The sequence below is a fragment of the uncultured Campylobacter sp. genome (assembly GCF_937921625.1).
Taxonomy (GTDB): domain Bacteria; phylum Campylobacterota; class Campylobacteria; order Campylobacterales; family Campylobacteraceae; genus Campylobacter_B.
On sequence record NZ_CAKZTI010000054.1, the window covers coordinates 1 to 16,668 of the forward strand.

Below are 16,668 nucleotides of genomic sequence, written 5' to 3' on the forward strand. Positions count from 1 at the left end.
GAACTCGCGACATCAACCATGGCAAGGTTGCGCTCTACCACTGAGCTATTCCCGCGCAAAGAAATGAAATATTACCCAATGCAAGCTTAAAATTTCATTTTATAGCGGTCTTTGCGGAGAAAATTTTGGCGTAGCGCTGGAATTTAAAAATTTTGTAAGTAAAATAATGTAAAATTACAAAATCTTTATTGGGGTTATAGCTCAGCTGGGAGAGCGCTTGAATGGCATTCAAGAGGTCGGCGGTTCGATCCCGCTTAACTCCACCATTTAAGCTATTTTTAAGTTTAATCACTTCTTTTAGATTTCTTTTGCTTCCTTTAAATGCCGATACTTAGGGCCTTTATTAATTTTGATTATTTTTGTTTCTTTTTGTGTTATAATTATTTTAGAATAATTCAGTTGTTTATTAGGTTAGTTAAAAACCTATTAGGTCGGTTTTACAGAAAGAGCGATAAATATCGCCCAAAAGCCCTTTGACGCATATATCGCACAAAAAACCAAAAAACGGCATAAGCGAGAACTATATCGCGAAAATCGTTAAGATGAACGAAAAATATATACTTCCATCTTTTGACGAGCGCGATATAAAGACGATGAAATATAGTGATATTTTAGAATTTTAAAACAAAATAATCCGAGTTCTAGTCGTCTCGAAGCACTTCATTGCCTAATAAACGATATAGAAAAGTCTTTGCAATAAATTAAATTTTAATGGAAGGAGAGATTATGTCAGTTGAAGAAGATGGCGCGGCGTTTATAGATGAAGATTACGTAAATATCGTGCCGCAGGATCTGCTAGAGCGCGGTATACGCTTAAGGGAGGAGTACGGAATTTATGGAATCGCTTGGAAATTTGACGATGTAATAGAGGTGCTAAAAATCACAAGAGATAGAGATATGCTTATCGTCGGAGGGGATGTATATCGCCTAAGCGACAATAAGCCCATAATCACATACGATAGTTGGAGTATTAAATCGGAAGATGACGATGCATTTGAAGTAGCAACCCAATATATCACTAATTATCGCGCTAGAAACGGAGATGATTTTGCATACTGCCCGGTCATTAGCCCCGGGCGGGTGTCCAAATGAAAATTTTAGCTTCCAATATTGAAAAGGAGAGATTATGCCATTTATAGATGAAGACTACGTAAATATCGTGCCGCAGGATCTATTGGAGCGCGGTATTCGCTTAAGAGAGGAACTCGGTTTTTATGAAATCGCTTGGAAATTCGACGATGTAATGGAGGTGCTTAAAATCACAAAAAGTAAAGATATGGTTATCCTCGGAGGAGATGTATATCGCTTAAGCGGTAATAAGCCCATAATCACAGGCGATGGCTGGTACACGAACAAGGGAGATGACGATGCATTCGAAGTAGCGATCCGATATATCACCAATTATCGCGCGAGAAACGGAGATGACTTTGCATACTGCCCGACTATTTGTCCATATACCATCCTACAGGAACCAAATGAACAAACAGAAAAATGATCAATAGCTGGGATACCAAAGCGGAAGACGACAAAGCATTCGAAGTGGCGATCCAATATATCACCAATTATCGCGCTAGAAACGGAGATGATTTTGTATATTGCCCAGCCATTGGCCCTGGGCGGGTGTCTAAATGAAAATTTCATAAGGATTTAGCAAATATAACGAAGCATAAAAGTACGCCGTCGCCTGGATGAAGTTTGGCGAATAGCTACGGCGGGTTTTATTCAAGTCATATTTTAAAACAATAAGGAGCTGTATGCCTAAACATAAATTTTTACTCAAAAAGACAAAAGAAAATATCTTCTCTAAAGAGCACTGCGTAGTAATTAGCGACGATCTGATACTTCATATTTTATACTCTCTAAAGTGGGTACAAACCACATGGAACGATGAGATAAATTTGAAAAAAGGTCTAAATTACTATGGCTATAGCTGGATAGAAGATAAAGCTAAATTTAGAGACATAATATGCTCTTGGAGGTCGCTTTTCTTGAGCGCGGATGAGCAAATTGTTTTTGATAAAACTTGTGTGTTAAACAGATCCTCGGTTATCGAGCAATTAGACAGTCTATTGGAACTAATCGATTCGGCAATTAAAAATGATTTATATATTTTGCATTTAGGAATTTAGCGAGTGTGCGCGATTTAATAATAAAATAGAAGAAAGATCATGAAAAGAAATTATAAAAAGATAATACCCGTAAGAGGTAGAAGGAAATTTTCGATTAATAATTTTAGAGAAATTTTCGCGGAGGGCGATATACTGCAAATCGGTCAAGGGCGGTTTTTATTTTGTAGCTGGAATAACCTGCTGCGTATAAACGGCGATAATTCGGGGGAGTTTATAGTATTGCCGCCCGAAGCTAATGCGAAAAATAATAATAGTTTGATTTCTAAAAAGTGGGTATTGGAGAATTTAGATTTTGTATGTGATACCGAGCCATCCAGAAATATAAGCATATTTTCTTATTACGATAGTTTTTAGCCGAATACAAAAGGATAAATGATAAAATTCCTGCAAAATTTACTTATAAATTTTTAGAATTCAAAGACGATCTAAAAAATGGAGATATTATAGAGTGCCATAAGGCTTTTCGTCCATATGATCGAAAGATAAAATTTATCGTCGCAACCGATACGGAAGGATGCCCGAGACTACCCTATCTGGAGGGGTTTTATTCCGGTATGTTTGCGCCTATTGGCTATAGCGATAAAATGCGCTCGGATAAAGGACGGGAATATGCGATAAGCTCGAGTTGGCTAATTAAGAACTGGGAAGCCGCCTTTGTCGGTAATTGCGATATAAGGCACACTTATGTAAATTTACAAAACCGAAAAGAGATTTTAAATTTTACCGATAAGCAACTGGAAAATTTTATAAAAATTAAGCGAAAGAAGTTTAAATTTAAATGGAAAAAGTAGATAAAGATTTTAAAGCGGGCTTGTATAGCATCACGCAACAAAAGGTTTTTAAAAGGCGAGGGCAATGATAAAAAGCATTATAAACCCGACTAATTTCGATATAGAATTTAGAAAAATAAGCAGAAATAAAAGAGGCGTAGCCAGATCAAGAATAGATTTTGAAAATATCGATGTAGAGGCCAAAATAAGGCTAGTTATGTTTTTAATTTCAAAAGCAAGCCACTTAGATAGCGTAGTTTATAAAATTCTTTTTTGGGAAAGAGACGAGAAAATAGAGGAGTATCTTCTTAAAAATATGAAGGGGCAATACACAAAATCTAAGCCTTATAAAAACGGCGCCAGAGCGGGCGTTATCTTTATAGAAGAAAAGACGCTTGAGCCAAATTTTTTGAGATCCATACTGCTGCACCATTTTAATTTTGAGCTGGCAAAAGAACCCTCTTTGAACATTAGAGTTCAATTAGCCGCAAACAATAAAGAGAAATTTTCGATTTTATTTGATATATACGATGACCGAGGCTGCTATGTGTATTACTTTTAAATTTTATAATGAAAATATTTGAGAAAGGAAGATATGGCAATTTGGCAATGTGAGTTTTTTATTCTGCCCAAAAGCAATACCTACGATCTACAATACGATCCGCAATATAGCGATATAAAGCTCTTTGAAGACGATAAGTATTGGAAAAAAGCAAAGATCAAAAAAGAGATATTTTCTGAAATTTCGCGCCTATTAAAGCCCGAAAAATCTTGGTTTAGCGAAATGGATCTATACGGAAGCGAAAACGGCAACCGCCTAGAGATACTTTTTGATGCTAATAATATAATAGAGTCCGTTACGTTTCGTATCGATTTTAGATCCGAGTATGAAGCGGTATTAAGGGGCATAATATCATTATGTGAGAAAAACGGCTTTTGCATTATAGATGGCAATTTAAAGAATTTAAAATTATCCTTTAATACTATAAAAGAGGCAATCAACAAATCCAAAAACAAAGAATTTTTTACAGAACTTGTTAAAAATAGTATAATAGGCGATAAAGACGGGTAGCCCATCATAGAGGCCGTAGATGATTTCAAATTTAAGGACGATTAAAAATGATTGTAAAATGTATAAAAGAAGATAGGCATGAGTATCTGGGATTAAACAGAACCTATTTTGTTTATGGTATCCAATATGAAGAGGGACAGGTTTATTATTGCATATTGCCACTTGAAGATGATAGAGCCTGGTATCGATTTGATAGTGAATATTTTCAAGTAATAGATGAAACGATACCTACGAATTGGACATTTGGGACGCACGAGGGATATTACAGATGGTTTACCATATCTTACGAAGAGGCCGCAACCGATGAAGATCATTATGGAGGGCTTGTCGACAGCGATCCAATAGAGAAGAAAATTTTTCAGAAGAGAAGAGCCGAGATGATCGATGACGTATACAATACCCATATCATCAAAGATTTTAATCGTTTCATATATGATCTAAGCCCTAATCTATCGATACAGATGAATATTGCAAATAAAGTACTGGATATAGAGATATCTGACGCAAACGCTGAGGCCAAACATCGCAAAATGAATATTTTAAAGGATGACGGATATAGCTGGTATTTGATAGAATCAGACGCGAGCACCTTTAAAGCCAACTTTACAAATGATTATTTAAGACCCGTATTAAAATATCTTAAATTGTGGCTAGGCAGAAAGAATTTTAGATAACCGGGCAGAAAGGTTTAATATGGCGAACGCGATCGATAAAAAAATTTTTATAAAAATTTTGAATGAAGATATCGATGTATGGCGCCCGGTAAAGGCTGCTCAAATCGCGCAATATATTTTTAAAATTACCGATACGACGAAATTTGAATCCGAACTGGATGAAATTTTAGAATTCAAACAGGGCGATATTGTGAAATGTAGAGAAAAAGACGGCGATTTCTATGCTTTTGAGCTATTATAAAAACCCGCCTTATAAATAGCAACGCGCTTATCATATGGCTTGATTTAATCCCATTTTTCGCTATAATGAGCGTCAAATTTCACTAACGGGGATAGCGATGAGCCTTGTTTCTTACGAATTAAAAAAGCAAAAACTAGATGGAGCGCGCAATGTGGCGCTTTGGAAGGCGCGTGGCGGCGTGGCGGCAGTAGTACTGGCGCTGTTTATTGCTATGCGCAAGGATTTCGGAGATTTCTCGTTCCTGTTTTTATTGGTACTGCTAGCTCTTGCTTATCCTGCTTACAAATACCTAGCTGTGCGCATTTCGCATAAATTTGAATCGCTCAGCGAAGAGGCTTTTAAAAACGAATTTCTGCTTTGGATTGCAAAGGAGCTGCGTCTTGCCTTTCAGCCTTTCGGCGCGTTTTTACTTGATGAAATTTACAAAAATCCGCTCCGTAAAGAGGCAAATCTATGCACTTGCAAGCACGCGATAGTGGGCAAGACGCCCGAATTTGGCATAAAAATAGGCGATATCTGTCTAAGCCGCGACTTCGATAAAAACAGAGAGGATCGGGTATTTGAGCTGGATAAAATTCTGCATCTTAAAAAAAAAGACGATACTGCGATCTTCGACGGGCTTTTTGCAAAATTCGATTTTAGCGAGACTTTCGATAGCAAAATTTTAGTCGTACCGCGCGGAGAGTTCATCTTCGGCGCATCGGATCTGAAGCTGCTAAAAGATAGCCCGCATTTAAGCGCATCGTTTGACGTCTATCTTAACAATCTCGCCGCCGCCGCATTTTTGCAAAACAAAAAAATTTTAGAAAACATGCAGACGATCACCCTAAATTTGTTCGGCAAAACCGAGCTTTATCTGGGCGAAAACAGCCTCGTAATCGGCGTTGAAAATAGCGAAATTTTCAAATCTGCGCCGAGCTCGCAAAGCGCGAAGCTACTCGAAAGCCTAAATAAAATGATCGAGATCGCTAAAATTTTTGCTTATCTTAAAAAGCTCGGGCAGGTAGAGTAGTCTACGCCTAAATTTGAGCGAGCGCTATTGGGCAATTTTATTTTTGCAAATCCGATCATAATCGCTCATAATTTAAGTAATTCACACCTCGAGAGGGGCGAATTACTTAGTGAATAATTTTGCCTTTCCATTAGTATTAAACGCTTAAATTTTTACAAAATTCTATGGCGGCGCTTAAAAAATTCTAAAATCTCTCGAAATTTCACTGACACCCCTCGCACTCGATCGAGCGGTCCGCGACGTTGTTTAGCTTCTCGCTATCAGGGCTTTCGGAGCGCAGGTAGTAGGTCGATTTTAGCCCCAGCTGCCACGCAAGCGTGTAAATTTCGCTCAGATAGCCGCCGCTAGCTTTGTCTAGGCTCATGAAAATATTTAGGCTCTGACCTTGATCGATCCATTTTTGGCGGATGGCGCCTGCTTTTACGAGTAGGCGCTGATCGAGCTCGTATGCAGGTACGTACGCCTGCCACGTTTTTGGACTTAAATTCGGCACGACGACCGGGATCATGCCGCTTAGGTTGTGCTCGAACCACTTGCGCTTATACACCGGCTCTATCGTCTGCGTGGTGCCTACGAGTATGCTGATACTCGATGTCGGTGCAATCGCCATCAGATAGCCGTTTCGCATGCCGTCGCGCTTTACTTTCTCGCGCAGTCCGTCCCAATCGCAGCTGCTCTGCTCAAAGAGCCCGCCGCGCTTAACGAGCGCTTTGGCGTTTTCGTTTGCTAAATCGATCGGAAAAATTCCTTCGCTCCACTTTGAGCCTGCAAAATCGGGGTATCTGCCCTTTTCTACGGCTAAATTTGAACTTGCCTTGATCGCGTTAAAACTCACGTTTTCCATTATCCTATCGATCAGCTCGAAGTGCTCGTAGCTGCCCCACTTCACGCCGCGCTCGGCTAGCATCTGCGCTTCGCCCATTACGCCGAGCCCTATCGCGCGGGTTTTTAGATTGGTGTGTTTAACCTTGGCGTGCGGGTAAAAATTTAGATCGATGACGTTATCGAGCATCCGCACGGCGATCGGCATCACGCGAGCTATCTCCTCGCGGCTGTTGATTTTGCTTAAATTTACGCTTGCGAGGTTGCAAACCGCCGTCGCGCCCTCGCTGCAGCCCTTTTCTACGATAAAAATTTCTTTGCCGCCCAGCGTGTCTAGCGCGGTGATCTTTTTTGCCTTTTTTACGATGCCCGCGTCGGTTCTTACATCTTCGTTTTCCTCAAACAGTCTCTCGCTGCCGTCAGCAAAAACGACTTTGATTTTGTAGTGGTTCGGCGCCGTGTTTTGAAAGATCTCCGTGCATAAATTTGAGCTTCTGATTAAGCCTTGATGCGCGTTTGGATTGATGCGGTTGGCGTTATCTTTGAAGCATAAAAAGGGCATTCCGGTCTCAAAATAGCTCGTTAAAATTTTCTTCCAAAGCTCCTTTGCCAGGATGGTGGATTTTGAAATTTTATCATCGGCCTCGTACTGCTCGTAGCGCGCCTGAAATTCCGCGCCATATAGATCGCTCAGATCGCTTACTTCTGCGGGATCGAAGAGCGTCCATTTGCCGCCGCTTTGAAGTCTTTTCATAAACAGATCGTTTATCCACAGCGCGGGGAAAATTTCATGCGCTCTACGCCTCTCCTCGCCCGAGTTTTTGCGCAGATCAAGGAAGTCGCTCACGTCCATATGCCACGGCTCGATATACACGGCGATAGCGCCCTTGCGCGTGCCCAGCTGATCGACGGCGACGGCGATGTCGTTCGTGATCTTTAAAAACGGGATGATACCGCCCGCGGCGTTTTTGTGCCCGTCGATGCTGCCGCCCATCGCGCGCACCTTGCACCAGTCCCAGCCGATACCGCCGCCGAATTTGCTTAGAAGCGCCATCTCCTTGTAACTATCAAAAATCCCCTCGATATTATCGGGAGTGGAACCCACGTAGCAGCTGCTTAGCTGATGTCGCGTCGTGCGGGCGTTTGAGAGCGTCGGAGTAGCCAGCATGACTTCAAATTTAGATATGAGATCGTAAAATTTCTTCGCCCAGCTCTGGCAGTCGAGTTCATTTTGCGCGAGGAACATCGCGATCGCCATAAACATCTGCTGCGGAAGCTCGATCGGCGCGCCGCTTTTATCTTTGATGAGGTAGCGATCGTAAAGCGTCTTGATGCCGAGGTAATTAAACTGCAAATCGCGCTGCGGCTGCAAATAAGAATTTAGATCCTCAAGATCGTATTTTTCCTTTAAGCCGAGCATTATGCGACCCACCGCCTCGCCGCGAGCGAAGTAATCTTGCAGGCTGTTGTAGCCGCTAAAGCCCGTTACTTTGTGATATAGATCGTATAAAAATAACCGCGCGGCGACGAAGGTCCAGTTCGGGCGGTCCACGTCGATCTTTTCGACTGCGGTTTTGATGAGGGTTTGTTGGATCTCCTCGGTGGTGATCATATCGCGAAACTGGATCTTTGCATCCACCTCAAGCTCGCTAAGGCTTACGTTTTCCAGCCCTTCCACTGCCTCGCTCGTGTATTTTTTGATCTTACTTACGTCAAGTTCCTCGGTTCTGCCGTTGCGTTTGATTACTTTCATATCGTTCCTTGAAATTTAAAAATGCAAATTTAGCGTTAGTTTCCCAATATAAAATACGTCGTCAAAAGAGGCGGCGTAATAAATGCCGCTCATAATCCGCCGTCTTTTAAATTTACGCTAGCTGCGCTGCAAAAGCGCGCATTATAGCCAAATTTGCTTAAGAATATCTGTCGTTAAAGGATAAAATTTTTCGATTGTAGAATCAAATGCAGGATCAAAATTTAGCAGGGCGGGCGCAAACTCTGCGGTAAAATTTGAGCGAAATTTTATGGCGCCGCTGCGGAATTCTGCAGGTAAAAATTTGCGCGGAGTTTTGCGAAATTCTGCGCCGAAAAAGTAAGAAATAAAAAGAGCTTTGCGAGCAGGTTTAAAATTTGCTCGCGAAGCTTAAAATTTAGTTGTGCGGTAGTGGGATAGGCTTTCCGTTTAAGATCATAGAGTTGCTTGCCTTATCGAAGCTAAACTCCATCTTAACTCCATCTCCATCAGGCTTAAGAAACTGCGAGCCGTAAACTTCCGCCATAGGCGCAAAATCGCGCAGGCTGTCATAAGGCGATAGGAAGTCCGTGATGGTCGTATTTATCGTAGCTTTGCCGTCCAAGCTCATACGCTTAAAAAGCTGCGTCTCGTCGATGTAGCCGCCTACTAGCGCGCTTGCGTTAAAAGCAAATTTCTTACCGAGGCTATTTTCAAACGAAAAATCATTCACGTTGATTTTCATATCATCTTTTAGTAGCTTCATAAAAAGCTCTTTATTTTCCGCTAATTTTTCGCCTTCTTGCGGATTTGAGATAACAGACAGATATTTTTCGAAAAGTGCGGCGCTAAAGCTGGTATCGACGCCTAAATGGATGTTTCGCACTAGCACATCGGCGATCTTTAAGCTTTGGGCTTTATCACTTTCGTTGAAATTTAAAATTCCATCTTTTACGCGGTAGCTACCTTCCGTGCTCATATCCGTAACTACGACGAAGCGCTGTTTATCTACAGTTACGACAAGCTCTTTTGTGCTGCCTGCAAAATCTATGTCATTCAAAAAGAGCTTGGTTATATTATCGTCTAGATCTTGGATACCGTTTTTAAAGTTTGCCTCATAGATAAGATCCTTCACATCAAGACCCGAATCCTTGCCGTCGTCTATAAAAATTTCACCGATTTTAAAGCCCAAGGCTTTTATCGTTTTACCGCTCATATCGCTCGTGCCGTTTAGACTAAGGCCTGCAAGACGTCCTATTCCGCCATCTTCTAGTACATTTATATCGGCTAGCTTTGCGCTAAATTTAACCTCTGTAGGTCCGTAGTTTAGATGCGTGCTAAGCGGCGCGTCAGTCTTAAACAGCTTCTTGCAAGGCTCCGCGTAATATGGAGTCTTAATCGTTAAAATTCCGTCGCTCTCAAATCCATCCGCAGCGTTTTTTACGCTATGCTTGATAGTGTAGTCATAGCGAAAAGCAAAATCCTCCGGGAAAATTTTAGCAGGATCTGGCTCGTCCGTATCGTTGCTATCTTGCGCGCCTGCTTTTTCCTTTAGCTTGCTAAAGCCCTCGGCAAGGCTTTTTTGTAGTTTCTCTTTTTTTACTACGCCTTCGATAAAGCCGCTTGAGTTGCTATCTCCGGGATAAAATTTAGCGCTTTTAGTCTCGAAAATTTCGTTTCTAGCGATAAATTCCGCAATCTGCTGCTCAATCGCGGCGCTGGCACTCTTGCCGACCGCACCGTCAACCGTTTTGGTTATGCTATCATTTACACTTTTAGCTACGCCCGTTTTAGCGTCCTTTGTCGCTACAAAAACGCCCACTATAAGCGCTACGATGACCACTAAAGCCGCGATGATCTTTTTCATCATCTCTCCTTTAAATTTAAAATTTATTTGGGTGTGTATTTTGCCGTAAATTTCTAAAATTTTCAAATTCTAGCTTAGTGTGCTTTAACCTAAAAGAAGTTATAATCGCGGCATTAATATCAAAATTTAGGAAAACTTATGGCAAAACAAACGAAATATATTTTCGTCACCGGCGGAGTGCTGAGCTCGCTGGGTAAGGGCATTGCGGCGGCGTCGATCGCGACGCTTTTAAAGCACGCAGGGCTTAAAGTGCGCATCCTAAAGGCGGATCCTTATATCAACGTCGATCCAGGCACTATGAGCCCGCTGGAGCATGGAGAGGTTTTCGTCACCGACGACGGCGCGGAGACCGATCTGGATCTTGGACATTATGAGCGGTTCTTGGATGAAAATTTAAGCCAAGATAACAACTTCACCACGGGCAAAGTTTACAGCTCCGTCATCGAAAAGGAGCGCAGGGGCGATTATCTGGGCAAGACGATACAAGTGATCCCTCACATCGTAGGCGAGATCGTGCGCCGCATAAAAAAGGCGGGCGAGGGCAACGACGTGCTGATCGTCGAGATCGGAGGCACTGTGGGCGACATCGAGGGACTGCCCTTTTTAGAGGCGATCCGCGCGATGAGAGTGGAGCTTGGCAGAGTAAATACAATGAATATCCACCTCACGCTCGTGCCTTTCATCAAGGTCGCGGGCGAGCTCAAAACCAAGCCCACGCAGCACAGCGTAGGCGAGCTGCGCCGTATCGGTATCAGCCCCGATATGATAATCTGCCGCTCCGAAATGCCGCTAAATCGCGCGCTTAAAGACAAGATCGCGCTAAGCTGCGGAGTGGATAAAAACTGCGTCATTGAAAGCCCTGATAGCGCGAGCATCTATCAGATCCCGCTTGCGTTTTTGAAGCAGGATATTTTAACGCCGATCGCGGAGACTCTAAGCTTAAACAAGCTCGAAGTCGATATGAGCAACTGGGACAGCCTAGTTAAGCGCGTCATCGTGCCTACGAACGAAACTACGATCGCCTTCGTCGGCAAATATATCGATCTGAAAGAAAGCTACAAATCCCTCACCGAGGGGATCATCCACGCGGGCGCGACGCTTGATACGCGGATAAATTTGAAGTGGATCGATAGCGAAAAAATTGAAGCGAGCAATGTGGATGAAATTTTCCGCGACGTAAACGGAATTTTAGTCGCGGGCGGCTTCGGCTCGCGCGGGGTAGAGGGTAAAATTTTAGCCATAAACTACGCGCGGGTGCGTAAGGTGCCATTTTTGGGTATCTGCTTGGGGATGCAGCTTGCGATGGTGGAGTTTGCGCGCAATGTCTTAAAACTGAAAAACGCTAACTCCTCGGAATTTGACCCGCAGACCGAAGATCCGGTGATTTACCTCATCGACAGCTTTATCGACGCAAGCGGCAAAAAGCAGATCCGCACGCATAAATCCCCTATGGGCGGCACTATGCGACTGGGCGGCTATGACTGCGACGTCAAAAAGGGCTCGCTTTTGGGTAAAATTTACGGCGAGCAAAAGACCATCCGCGAGCGCCACCGCCACCGCTACGAAGCCAATCCGAAGTACCGCACCGAGTTTGAAAAGCACGGTCTTATCGTCTGCGGCGAGAGCGACGGGCTTATCGAAGCGGTCGAGCTAAAAAACCATCCGTTTTTTCTGGGCGTGCAGTTTCACCCGGAATTTACCAGCCGTTTAGTGCGCCCAAATCCCGCTATTTTGGGCTTTATCGAAGCATCTATAAAAAATGCTAGGTAAAAATGAGATAAGGGAAATTCTAAAATCGAGATTTGCGAACGATCGGCATACTAAAATTTCTGAAATTCCCTTACCCTGCGATCTGAAAGATACCTATAAGGCGGCTTTGCGCATAAAAACTGCCATCGAAGAAAACCAGCGCATAGCCGTAGTCGGCGATTACGACGTCGATGGTATCGTAAGCACCGTCATAATGAGCGATTTTTTCAATCAAATAGGCGCGGATTACGTCATTAAGATCCCGAACCGCTTCACCGACGGATACGGGCTAAACAGCGAGATTATAGAAGAGCTTGAGGATGTGGATCTCATCATTACCGTAGATAACGGCACCTCCGCAACGGAAGCTGCCGAAATTTGCGCCCAAAAGGGGATCGATCTCATCATCACCGATCACCACATGCCCCCGCCCGTGCTGCCTAGAGCTTACGCGATAATCAATCCGAAGCAGCCTGACTGCACCTTTCCCAATATCGAAATTTGCGGCGCTCAGGTAGCGTGGTATCTCGTAGGCGCACTAAAAGAAACCCTCGGCGTGAACTACGATATGGCAAGCTCGATGGATATCCTCATCATCGCCATAATCGCCGATATGATGGAGCTGCGCGATATGAACCGCGCGCTGCTGCGTTTCGGCATCAAGCGGCTAAATAGCTCGAACCGCGCCTGCTTCAAGGCGATTAAAGAGCATTATTTTAAAAAACACTTCGAATTTGACGATATCAGCTACACGATCGCGCCGCTTATCAACTGCACGGGGCGGATGGACGATGCTACGATGTCGTACAACTTTTTATGCGCCAAAAATATCAGAGAGGCAAACCACTACCTAGAGACGATAAATTCCATCAACAACTCGCGCAAAGAGGAGGAGAAAAACCTCTACGACGAGATCGTAAAAAGCGTCGATCCGAGCGACAACGTCATCGTCGTGTGGGGTCCGCAGTGGCACGAAGGGATCATCGGCATCGTCGCAAGCCGCCTAAGCAAGACCTACAAAAAGCCCGCGATCGTCTTTAGCGTGAGCGACTCACGCGCCAAAGGAAGCGCACGTAGCATCGGCAAATTCGACATTTTAGAGCTGATCTCCTCACAAAGCGAAATTTTAACGACCTTCGGCGGACACAAGGGCGCTGCGGGCGTAGGGATCGATCCTGCGCTACTTCAGGAGTTTAAGCGCCGTGTAAATGAGCGCATAACGTCTAAAGATCTGAGCGATTTTAGCGCGCAAGACGATCTGTTGGGCGAGCTGGACGCGTCGCAGATAGACTTCGAGCTGCTTGAAATTTTAGAATTTTACGAGCCCTACGGGCAGAAAAATCCGCGCCCGCTCTTTTGCATCAAAGGCGCGCGCGCCCGCAATATCAGGGAGATAGGCAAGGAGGGCAAGCATATCAAAATGGCGCTTGACAAAAACGGCGGCAGCGTCGAGGCGTTGTTTTTCAACTACGACTTTTTGCCGCGCGCTGGCGAGCGAGTGGACGCGATCTTTACGATTAGCAAAAATAACTTCCGCGGCACGATCACGCCCGAGCTCATCATCAAGGAGCTGACCCCGAGCGAGAGCTAAATTTTAAAATTTAGGCCGGCTTGACGTGCATTTCGCGCAGAACACGGCCTTTAAATTTAACGCTCGATCTATGGGCTAGGCGCGCATTGTGCACTCGGCGGGTTCGCCCTACTACAGCGTCCATCTGCTCTACTTGCCCGATATGTATTGCACGCTCGGCGCGACTTTGAAATTTAACGCGCGAGCTATGGATTTGACTTGCGATGCGAGCTCAAGCGTGCGATTTCGGGGCTAGACATAGCGCGCAAACGCGGTGCGTTATTTTCAGCTCCCGCACGGTTTGCAAAACAGACGAAATTTTTTGACGCGGTAAAAGTAAAATTTAAACGTTTCTAAATTTTAAAATTTTGTGAGGGCAAGCGGGAGCAGTCAAAACAGGCAGAATAGCCCTGCAAATGGAATTTCGGATAAAATTTTATGAAGCGGCGGGCGGGCTAAATTTTAAAATTTGACCCGCCCTTAAACTTATAGGCTAAAAAACCACCACTAAAAACCACTTAAACGGCACCGGCGCGAAGATCGCGTGCGGCAAGCCCGCAGGCATGACGATGCTTTGCCCCGCTTTTACGCGGTGTTTCTGCCCGTCGATCGTGAAATCACCCTCCCCCTCAAGCACGTAAACGAATGCGTCGCCGTCGGATTTGTGCGAGCTGATCTCCTCGCCGCCGTCGAAGGCAAAAAGCGTCATATTCAGCGCAGGATTTTGCGCGAGGGTGCGCGAAATCACCTTGTGAGGGGATACTTCGACTAGCGAAGCAAGCTCTACAGCCTTAGCGGCATCGATATTTTTGATATGTTGCATAAGCTCTCCTTGAAATGAAATTTGATCGATTTTAGCCAAAATTTGGCAAATCCGCTTTGATGAGCATCAATCCGGATCCGCGCTGAAAGGATTTTTCAGAAAGATCGGGATGAAATTTATCAGATATAGCGCGACTGCGGCGATAAAAAGCGCCGAGGGGATCATCACGTATAAAACAAAGCTCTCGCCCGCAAAAACGGCTCTTAAAGTCCCCGCGAGTAGAGCCAAAACGAGCGCCGCGCGGCTTAGGCGCGGGAAGTTTAGCGGCGAAATTCCGCTGTGGCGCTGTCCGGCGATCATTCCTACGAAAAGTATCGCTCCATACATATAGCAGATCGCGATGACGTGCAGCGGCGCGGCAGCGTATCCCCCGCGGATCAGCGCCGCGCCCAGCCACAGGTACCCCGCCGCGCACGCAGCTTGCAACGCGTAGTAAAACGCCATATAGTGGCGGCTTAGAATTTCGGCGTAGTGCAGCTCGCGAAGTTTCGCCAAAAACAAAAATCCGATGCCAAGCGCGATAAATCCGCACGTCGCCTCGCTTAAAAATGGCGTCGCGAGCGCCAAAGCAAAGGCGAGGAAAGCGGCTAAATTTTTGTAGATAAAATTTGGAATAAAAACGGCATCCTTCAGCCCGCCCTCTCTTAGCGCTTCGTTGCCGATGACGACGCTTATGCGGTAGCTTACGACGGCGATTGCCGCGACGTTGATATGCACGAAGCTGAGCAAAAACTTCTCATCCCCGCTCGCGCCGTAGGCCGCAGAGAAGGCGCAAAATGCCGCAAGGACCGCCAGGATGCTAAAATTATTCGAGTTTTTATCCAGCCACAAAAGCCATGCCGCAAAGATGAAAAATACCGCCCAAAACAGCCCCACAATCGCAGCCGCAAGCCGTAAATTTAAAAAGCTCGCGATAAAAGCTGCGATCAGGCAGGCGGCAAAGGCAAGCGAGACGGGCTTTAGCGAGCCCTCGAAGTTCGTCCAATCGGGCAGCGCGGTAAGCAAAAACGCCGCGTAGATGCACGAAGGCGCCAAAAATAGAAAGTAAAATTTATGAGCGCCGACATAATCGATCGCCAGCGCATCGGGTGCTAAAAAGCTAAGCGCGCCCAGCGCCGCAAAAAAGCAGGCGCAAAGAACGAAGGCGCGCATCGGATGGGAGAAAAAATTCCTCGCGCGCTCGTCTTTAAATTTAGGCGCGTAAAAGCCTAGCTCTTGCTGCTGTGCCGGGCACGGCTCCGGATTTTTGAGCTCCTGCGGCGAAACGGGCTCGGTTTGGTTTTGCATGGAATTAGCTTTGGAATTCCGATCGGAATTTTTAGCGCTTTGCAAGAAGTTCTGAACAAAATTTGGCTTGACATGGCTTTGCGCGGAGGCGTGTTTGGAATTTTGACTTTGATCGGAATTCTTGGCGCTTTGTAAGAGGTTTAGCGGTAAATTTTGCTCGGAATTTTTAACGCTCTGCGAGAAGCCCAGCTCGGAATTGGATTTGACACTTCTGCCGCTTTGTGAGAAGCCATGAGTGGAATTTTGATATTTGAAGCTTTGCGCGGGTTCCGCTTCCAAGCTGCGAGTTAGATTTTTGAAATTTCGCGTAAAATTTGAAGCGTAAATTTTAAAATTTCGCGTAGAAATTCCGTCTAAATTTTTAAAATAATCTGCGCCAAATCCACAACGCAGATGGGCGTCTGGGTTCGCACCAAATCTGCAATGCAGGCAGGCGGCACGAGCGGAGCGGTCGGATAGGCGCCGTAGCCGATCGCTCGCACTAGAGCTGCGTCGCAAGCTGACACTCGCACTAGAGTCGCGGCGTGAGCGGGTATTTTGGTTTGCGTCAACGCGCCGTAAGCAAGCATCCACGATAGAGCTACACCGTAAGTAAGTACTCACTCTAGAGCCGCGGTACGTATTGCCACGCAATAGCGCCGAATTTTGCGCTGCAAAATCGCAGTGCGCTGCGCCGTTCAAGAGCATACTCTCGCTATAATCGCAGTTCACGCGGCTGCATAGTTTGTATTTTGGTGCGATAAAACCACGGCGCCCAGCGTCCTGCAAGAGCTCGCGTCCGCCCGCACCGACATCGTAACATCTGCCGCCCCGTAAGAGCTCGTTCCTGCGTGCGCTGAGGTCGTCGCATCTAGCGCCCAGTAGACTGTATCTGCACGCATCTGGATCGCGATGCGCGCCAAAGCGGAGCTTACTTGCGCCCG

General features: G+C 45.2%; 18 protein-coding genes and 1 tRNA gene. 13 read left to right on the forward strand and 6 right to left on the reverse strand.

Annotation, left to right across the window (positions count from 1 at the left end; all coding sequences use genetic code 11):
* The first annotated feature begins 190 nt into the window (after positions 1 to 190).
* The 11 genes from Q0101_RS08410 to Q0101_RS08460 all read left to right on the forward strand — a co-directional run bounded on the left by Q0101_RS08410 (position 191) and on the right by Q0101_RS08460 (position 5,898).
* A tRNA-Ala gene (locus tag Q0101_RS08410) sits at positions 191 to 266 on the forward strand.
* A gap of 207 nt (positions 267 to 473) precedes the next feature.
* Positions 474 to 623, forward strand: coding sequence for a hypothetical protein (locus Q0101_RS08415; protein WP_297944308.1), 150 nt, complete (start codon positions 474 to 476; stop codon positions 621 to 623).
* Between the two features lie 103 nt (positions 624 to 726).
* On the forward strand, positions 727 to 1,092 hold the full coding sequence (imm40, locus tag Q0101_RS08420) for an Imm40 family immunity protein (RefSeq protein WP_297944310.1): 366 nt from the start codon (positions 727 to 729) through the stop codon (positions 1,090 to 1,092).
* A 34-nt stretch (positions 1,093 to 1,126) separates the two neighbouring features.
* Positions 1,127 to 1,495, forward strand: a complete 369-nt coding sequence (imm40, locus tag Q0101_RS08425) for an Imm40 family immunity protein (protein ID WP_297944313.1) — start codon at positions 1,127 to 1,129, stop codon at positions 1,493 to 1,495.
* Positions 1,496 to 1,754: 259 nt separating this feature from the next.
* Positions 1,755 to 2,129 (forward strand): hypothetical protein, encoded by a 375-nt coding sequence (locus Q0101_RS08430; protein ID WP_297944316.1) that lies wholly within the window; start codon positions 1,755 to 1,757, stop codon positions 2,127 to 2,129.
* Positions 2,130 to 2,168: 39 nt separating this feature from the next.
* Positions 2,169 to 2,483 (forward strand): hypothetical protein, encoded by a 315-nt coding sequence (locus tag Q0101_RS08435; protein ID WP_297944318.1) that lies wholly within the window; start codon positions 2,169 to 2,171, stop codon positions 2,481 to 2,483.
* A gap of 501 nt (positions 2,484 to 2,984) precedes the next feature.
* Positions 2,985 to 3,461 carry a hypothetical protein gene (locus tag Q0101_RS08440; protein ID WP_297944321.1) on the forward strand — a complete coding sequence of 159 codons (477 nt, stop codon included), beginning with the start codon at positions 2,985 to 2,987 and terminating at the stop codon, positions 3,459 to 3,461.
* Positions 3,462 to 3,494: 33 nt separating this feature from the next.
* On the forward strand, positions 3,495 to 3,971 hold the full coding sequence (locus Q0101_RS08445) for a hypothetical protein (RefSeq protein WP_297944324.1): 477 nt from the start codon (positions 3,495 to 3,497) through the stop codon (positions 3,969 to 3,971).
* A 47-nt stretch (positions 3,972 to 4,018) separates the two neighbouring features.
* Positions 4,019 to 4,645, forward strand: coding sequence for a hypothetical protein (locus Q0101_RS08450; RefSeq protein WP_297944326.1), 627 nt, complete (start codon positions 4,019 to 4,021; stop codon positions 4,643 to 4,645).
* Positions 4,646 to 4,664: 19 nt separating this feature from the next.
* On the forward strand, positions 4,665 to 4,886 hold the full coding sequence (locus tag Q0101_RS08455; RefSeq protein WP_297944329.1) for a hypothetical protein: 222 nt from the start codon (positions 4,665 to 4,667) through the stop codon (positions 4,884 to 4,886).
* 97 nt (positions 4,887 to 4,983) lie between these two features.
* On the forward strand, positions 4,984 to 5,898 hold the full coding sequence (locus Q0101_RS08460; RefSeq protein WP_297944331.1) for a DUF3137 domain-containing protein: 915 nt from the start codon (positions 4,984 to 4,986) through the stop codon (positions 5,896 to 5,898).
* A gap of 202 nt (positions 5,899 to 6,100) precedes the next feature.
* On the opposite strand, the gene Q0101_RS08465 is transcribed toward Q0101_RS08460, so the two are convergent.
* Positions 6,101 to 8,473, reverse strand: a complete 2,373-nt coding sequence (locus Q0101_RS08465; RefSeq protein ID WP_297944334.1) for a ribonucleoside-diphosphate reductase subunit alpha — start codon at positions 8,471 to 8,473, stop codon at positions 6,101 to 6,103.
* Between the two features lie 394 nt (positions 8,474 to 8,867).
* Complete coding sequence (locus Q0101_RS08470) at positions 8,868 to 10,316, reverse strand: DUF945 family protein (RefSeq protein WP_297944338.1); 1,449 nt, start codon at positions 10,314 to 10,316, stop codon at positions 8,868 to 8,870.
* 138 nt (positions 10,317 to 10,454) lie between these two features.
* Between Q0101_RS08470 and Q0101_RS08475 the strand changes: the two genes are divergently transcribed.
* A complete protein-coding gene (locus tag Q0101_RS08475; protein WP_297944341.1) occupies positions 10,455 to 12,086 on the forward strand; it encodes a CTP synthase in 1,632 nt (543 codons plus the stop codon).
* Positions 12,076 to 13,656 (forward strand): single-stranded-DNA-specific exonuclease RecJ, encoded by a 1,581-nt coding sequence (recJ, locus tag Q0101_RS08480; RefSeq protein ID WP_297944344.1) that lies wholly within the window; start codon positions 12,076 to 12,078, stop codon positions 13,654 to 13,656. Before Q0101_RS08475 ends, recJ begins: the two co-directional genes overlap by 11 nt.
* A 472-nt stretch (positions 13,657 to 14,128) precedes the next feature.
* Here recJ and Q0101_RS08485 read toward each other — a convergent pair whose 3' ends face one another.
* The 4 genes from Q0101_RS08485 to Q0101_RS08500 all read right to left on the reverse strand — a co-directional run bounded on the left by Q0101_RS08485 (position 14,129) and on the right by Q0101_RS08500 (position 16,626).
* Positions 14,129 to 14,458, reverse strand: a complete 330-nt coding sequence (locus Q0101_RS08485) for a cupin domain-containing protein (protein ID WP_291939008.1) — start codon at positions 14,456 to 14,458, stop codon at positions 14,129 to 14,131.
* A 66-nt stretch (positions 14,459 to 14,524) separates the two neighbouring features.
* On the reverse strand, positions 14,525 to 16,024 hold the full coding sequence (locus Q0101_RS08490; protein ID WP_297944348.1) for an NnrS family protein: 1,500 nt from the start codon (positions 16,022 to 16,024) through the stop codon (positions 14,525 to 14,527).
* Positions 16,025 to 16,098: 74 nt separating this feature from the next.
* Positions 16,099 to 16,296 carry a hypothetical protein gene (locus Q0101_RS08495; RefSeq protein WP_297944351.1) on the reverse strand — a complete coding sequence of 66 codons (198 nt, stop codon included), beginning with the start codon at positions 16,294 to 16,296 and terminating at the stop codon, positions 16,099 to 16,101.
* A 156-nt stretch (positions 16,297 to 16,452) separates the two neighbouring features.
* A complete protein-coding gene (locus Q0101_RS08500; RefSeq protein WP_297944353.1) occupies positions 16,453 to 16,626 on the reverse strand; it encodes a hypothetical protein in 174 nt (57 codons plus the stop codon).
* Positions 16,627 to 16,668: the final 42 nt, after the last annotated feature.

Bases quoted from the DNA above. Each gene is read 5' to 3' on its own strand.
- imm40 (WP_297944313.1), top strand. From the start codon at position 1,127: ATGCCATTTATAGATGAAGACTACGTAAATATCGTGCCGCAGGATCTA.
- imm40 (WP_297944310.1), top strand. From the start codon at position 727: ATGTCAGTTGAAGAAGATGGCGCGGCGTTTATAGATGAAGATTACGTA.
- Q0101_RS08470 (WP_297944338.1), bottom strand. From the start codon at position 10,316: ATGAAAAAGATCATCGCGGCTTTAGTGGTCATCGTAGCGCTTATAGTG.
- Q0101_RS08450 (WP_297944326.1), top strand. From the start codon at position 4,019: ATGATTGTAAAATGTATAAAAGAAGATAGGCATGAGTATCTGGGATTA.
- Q0101_RS08500 (WP_297944353.1), bottom strand. From the start codon at position 16,626: ATGCGTGCAGATACAGTCTACTGGGCGCTAGATGCGACGACCTCAGCG.
- Q0101_RS08435 (WP_297944318.1), top strand. From the start codon at position 2,169: ATGAAAAGAAATTATAAAAAGATAATACCCGTAAGAGGTAGAAGGAAA.
- Q0101_RS08440 (WP_297944321.1), top strand. From the start codon at position 2,985: ATGATAAAAAGCATTATAAACCCGACTAATTTCGATATAGAATTTAGA.
- recJ (WP_297944344.1), top strand. From the start codon at position 12,076: ATGCTAGGTAAAAATGAGATAAGGGAAATTCTAAAATCGAGATTTGCG.
- Q0101_RS08455 (WP_297944329.1), top strand. From the start codon at position 4,665: ATGGCGAACGCGATCGATAAAAAAATTTTTATAAAAATTTTGAATGAA.
- Q0101_RS08460 (WP_297944331.1), top strand. From the start codon at position 4,984: ATGAGCCTTGTTTCTTACGAATTAAAAAAGCAAAAACTAGATGGAGCG.
- Q0101_RS08445 (WP_297944324.1), top strand. From the start codon at position 3,495: ATGGCAATTTGGCAATGTGAGTTTTTTATTCTGCCCAAAAGCAATACC.
- Q0101_RS08475 (WP_297944341.1), top strand. From the start codon at position 10,455: ATGGCAAAACAAACGAAATATATTTTCGTCACCGGCGGAGTGCTGAGC.
- Q0101_RS08485 (WP_291939008.1), bottom strand. From the start codon at position 14,458: ATGCAACATATCAAAAATATCGATGCCGCTAAGGCTGTAGAGCTTGCT.
- Q0101_RS08430 (WP_297944316.1), top strand. From the start codon at position 1,755: ATGCCTAAACATAAATTTTTACTCAAAAAGACAAAAGAAAATATCTTC.
- Q0101_RS08465 (WP_297944334.1), bottom strand. From the start codon at position 8,473: ATGAAAGTAATCAAACGCAACGGCAGAACCGAGGAACTTGACGTAAGT.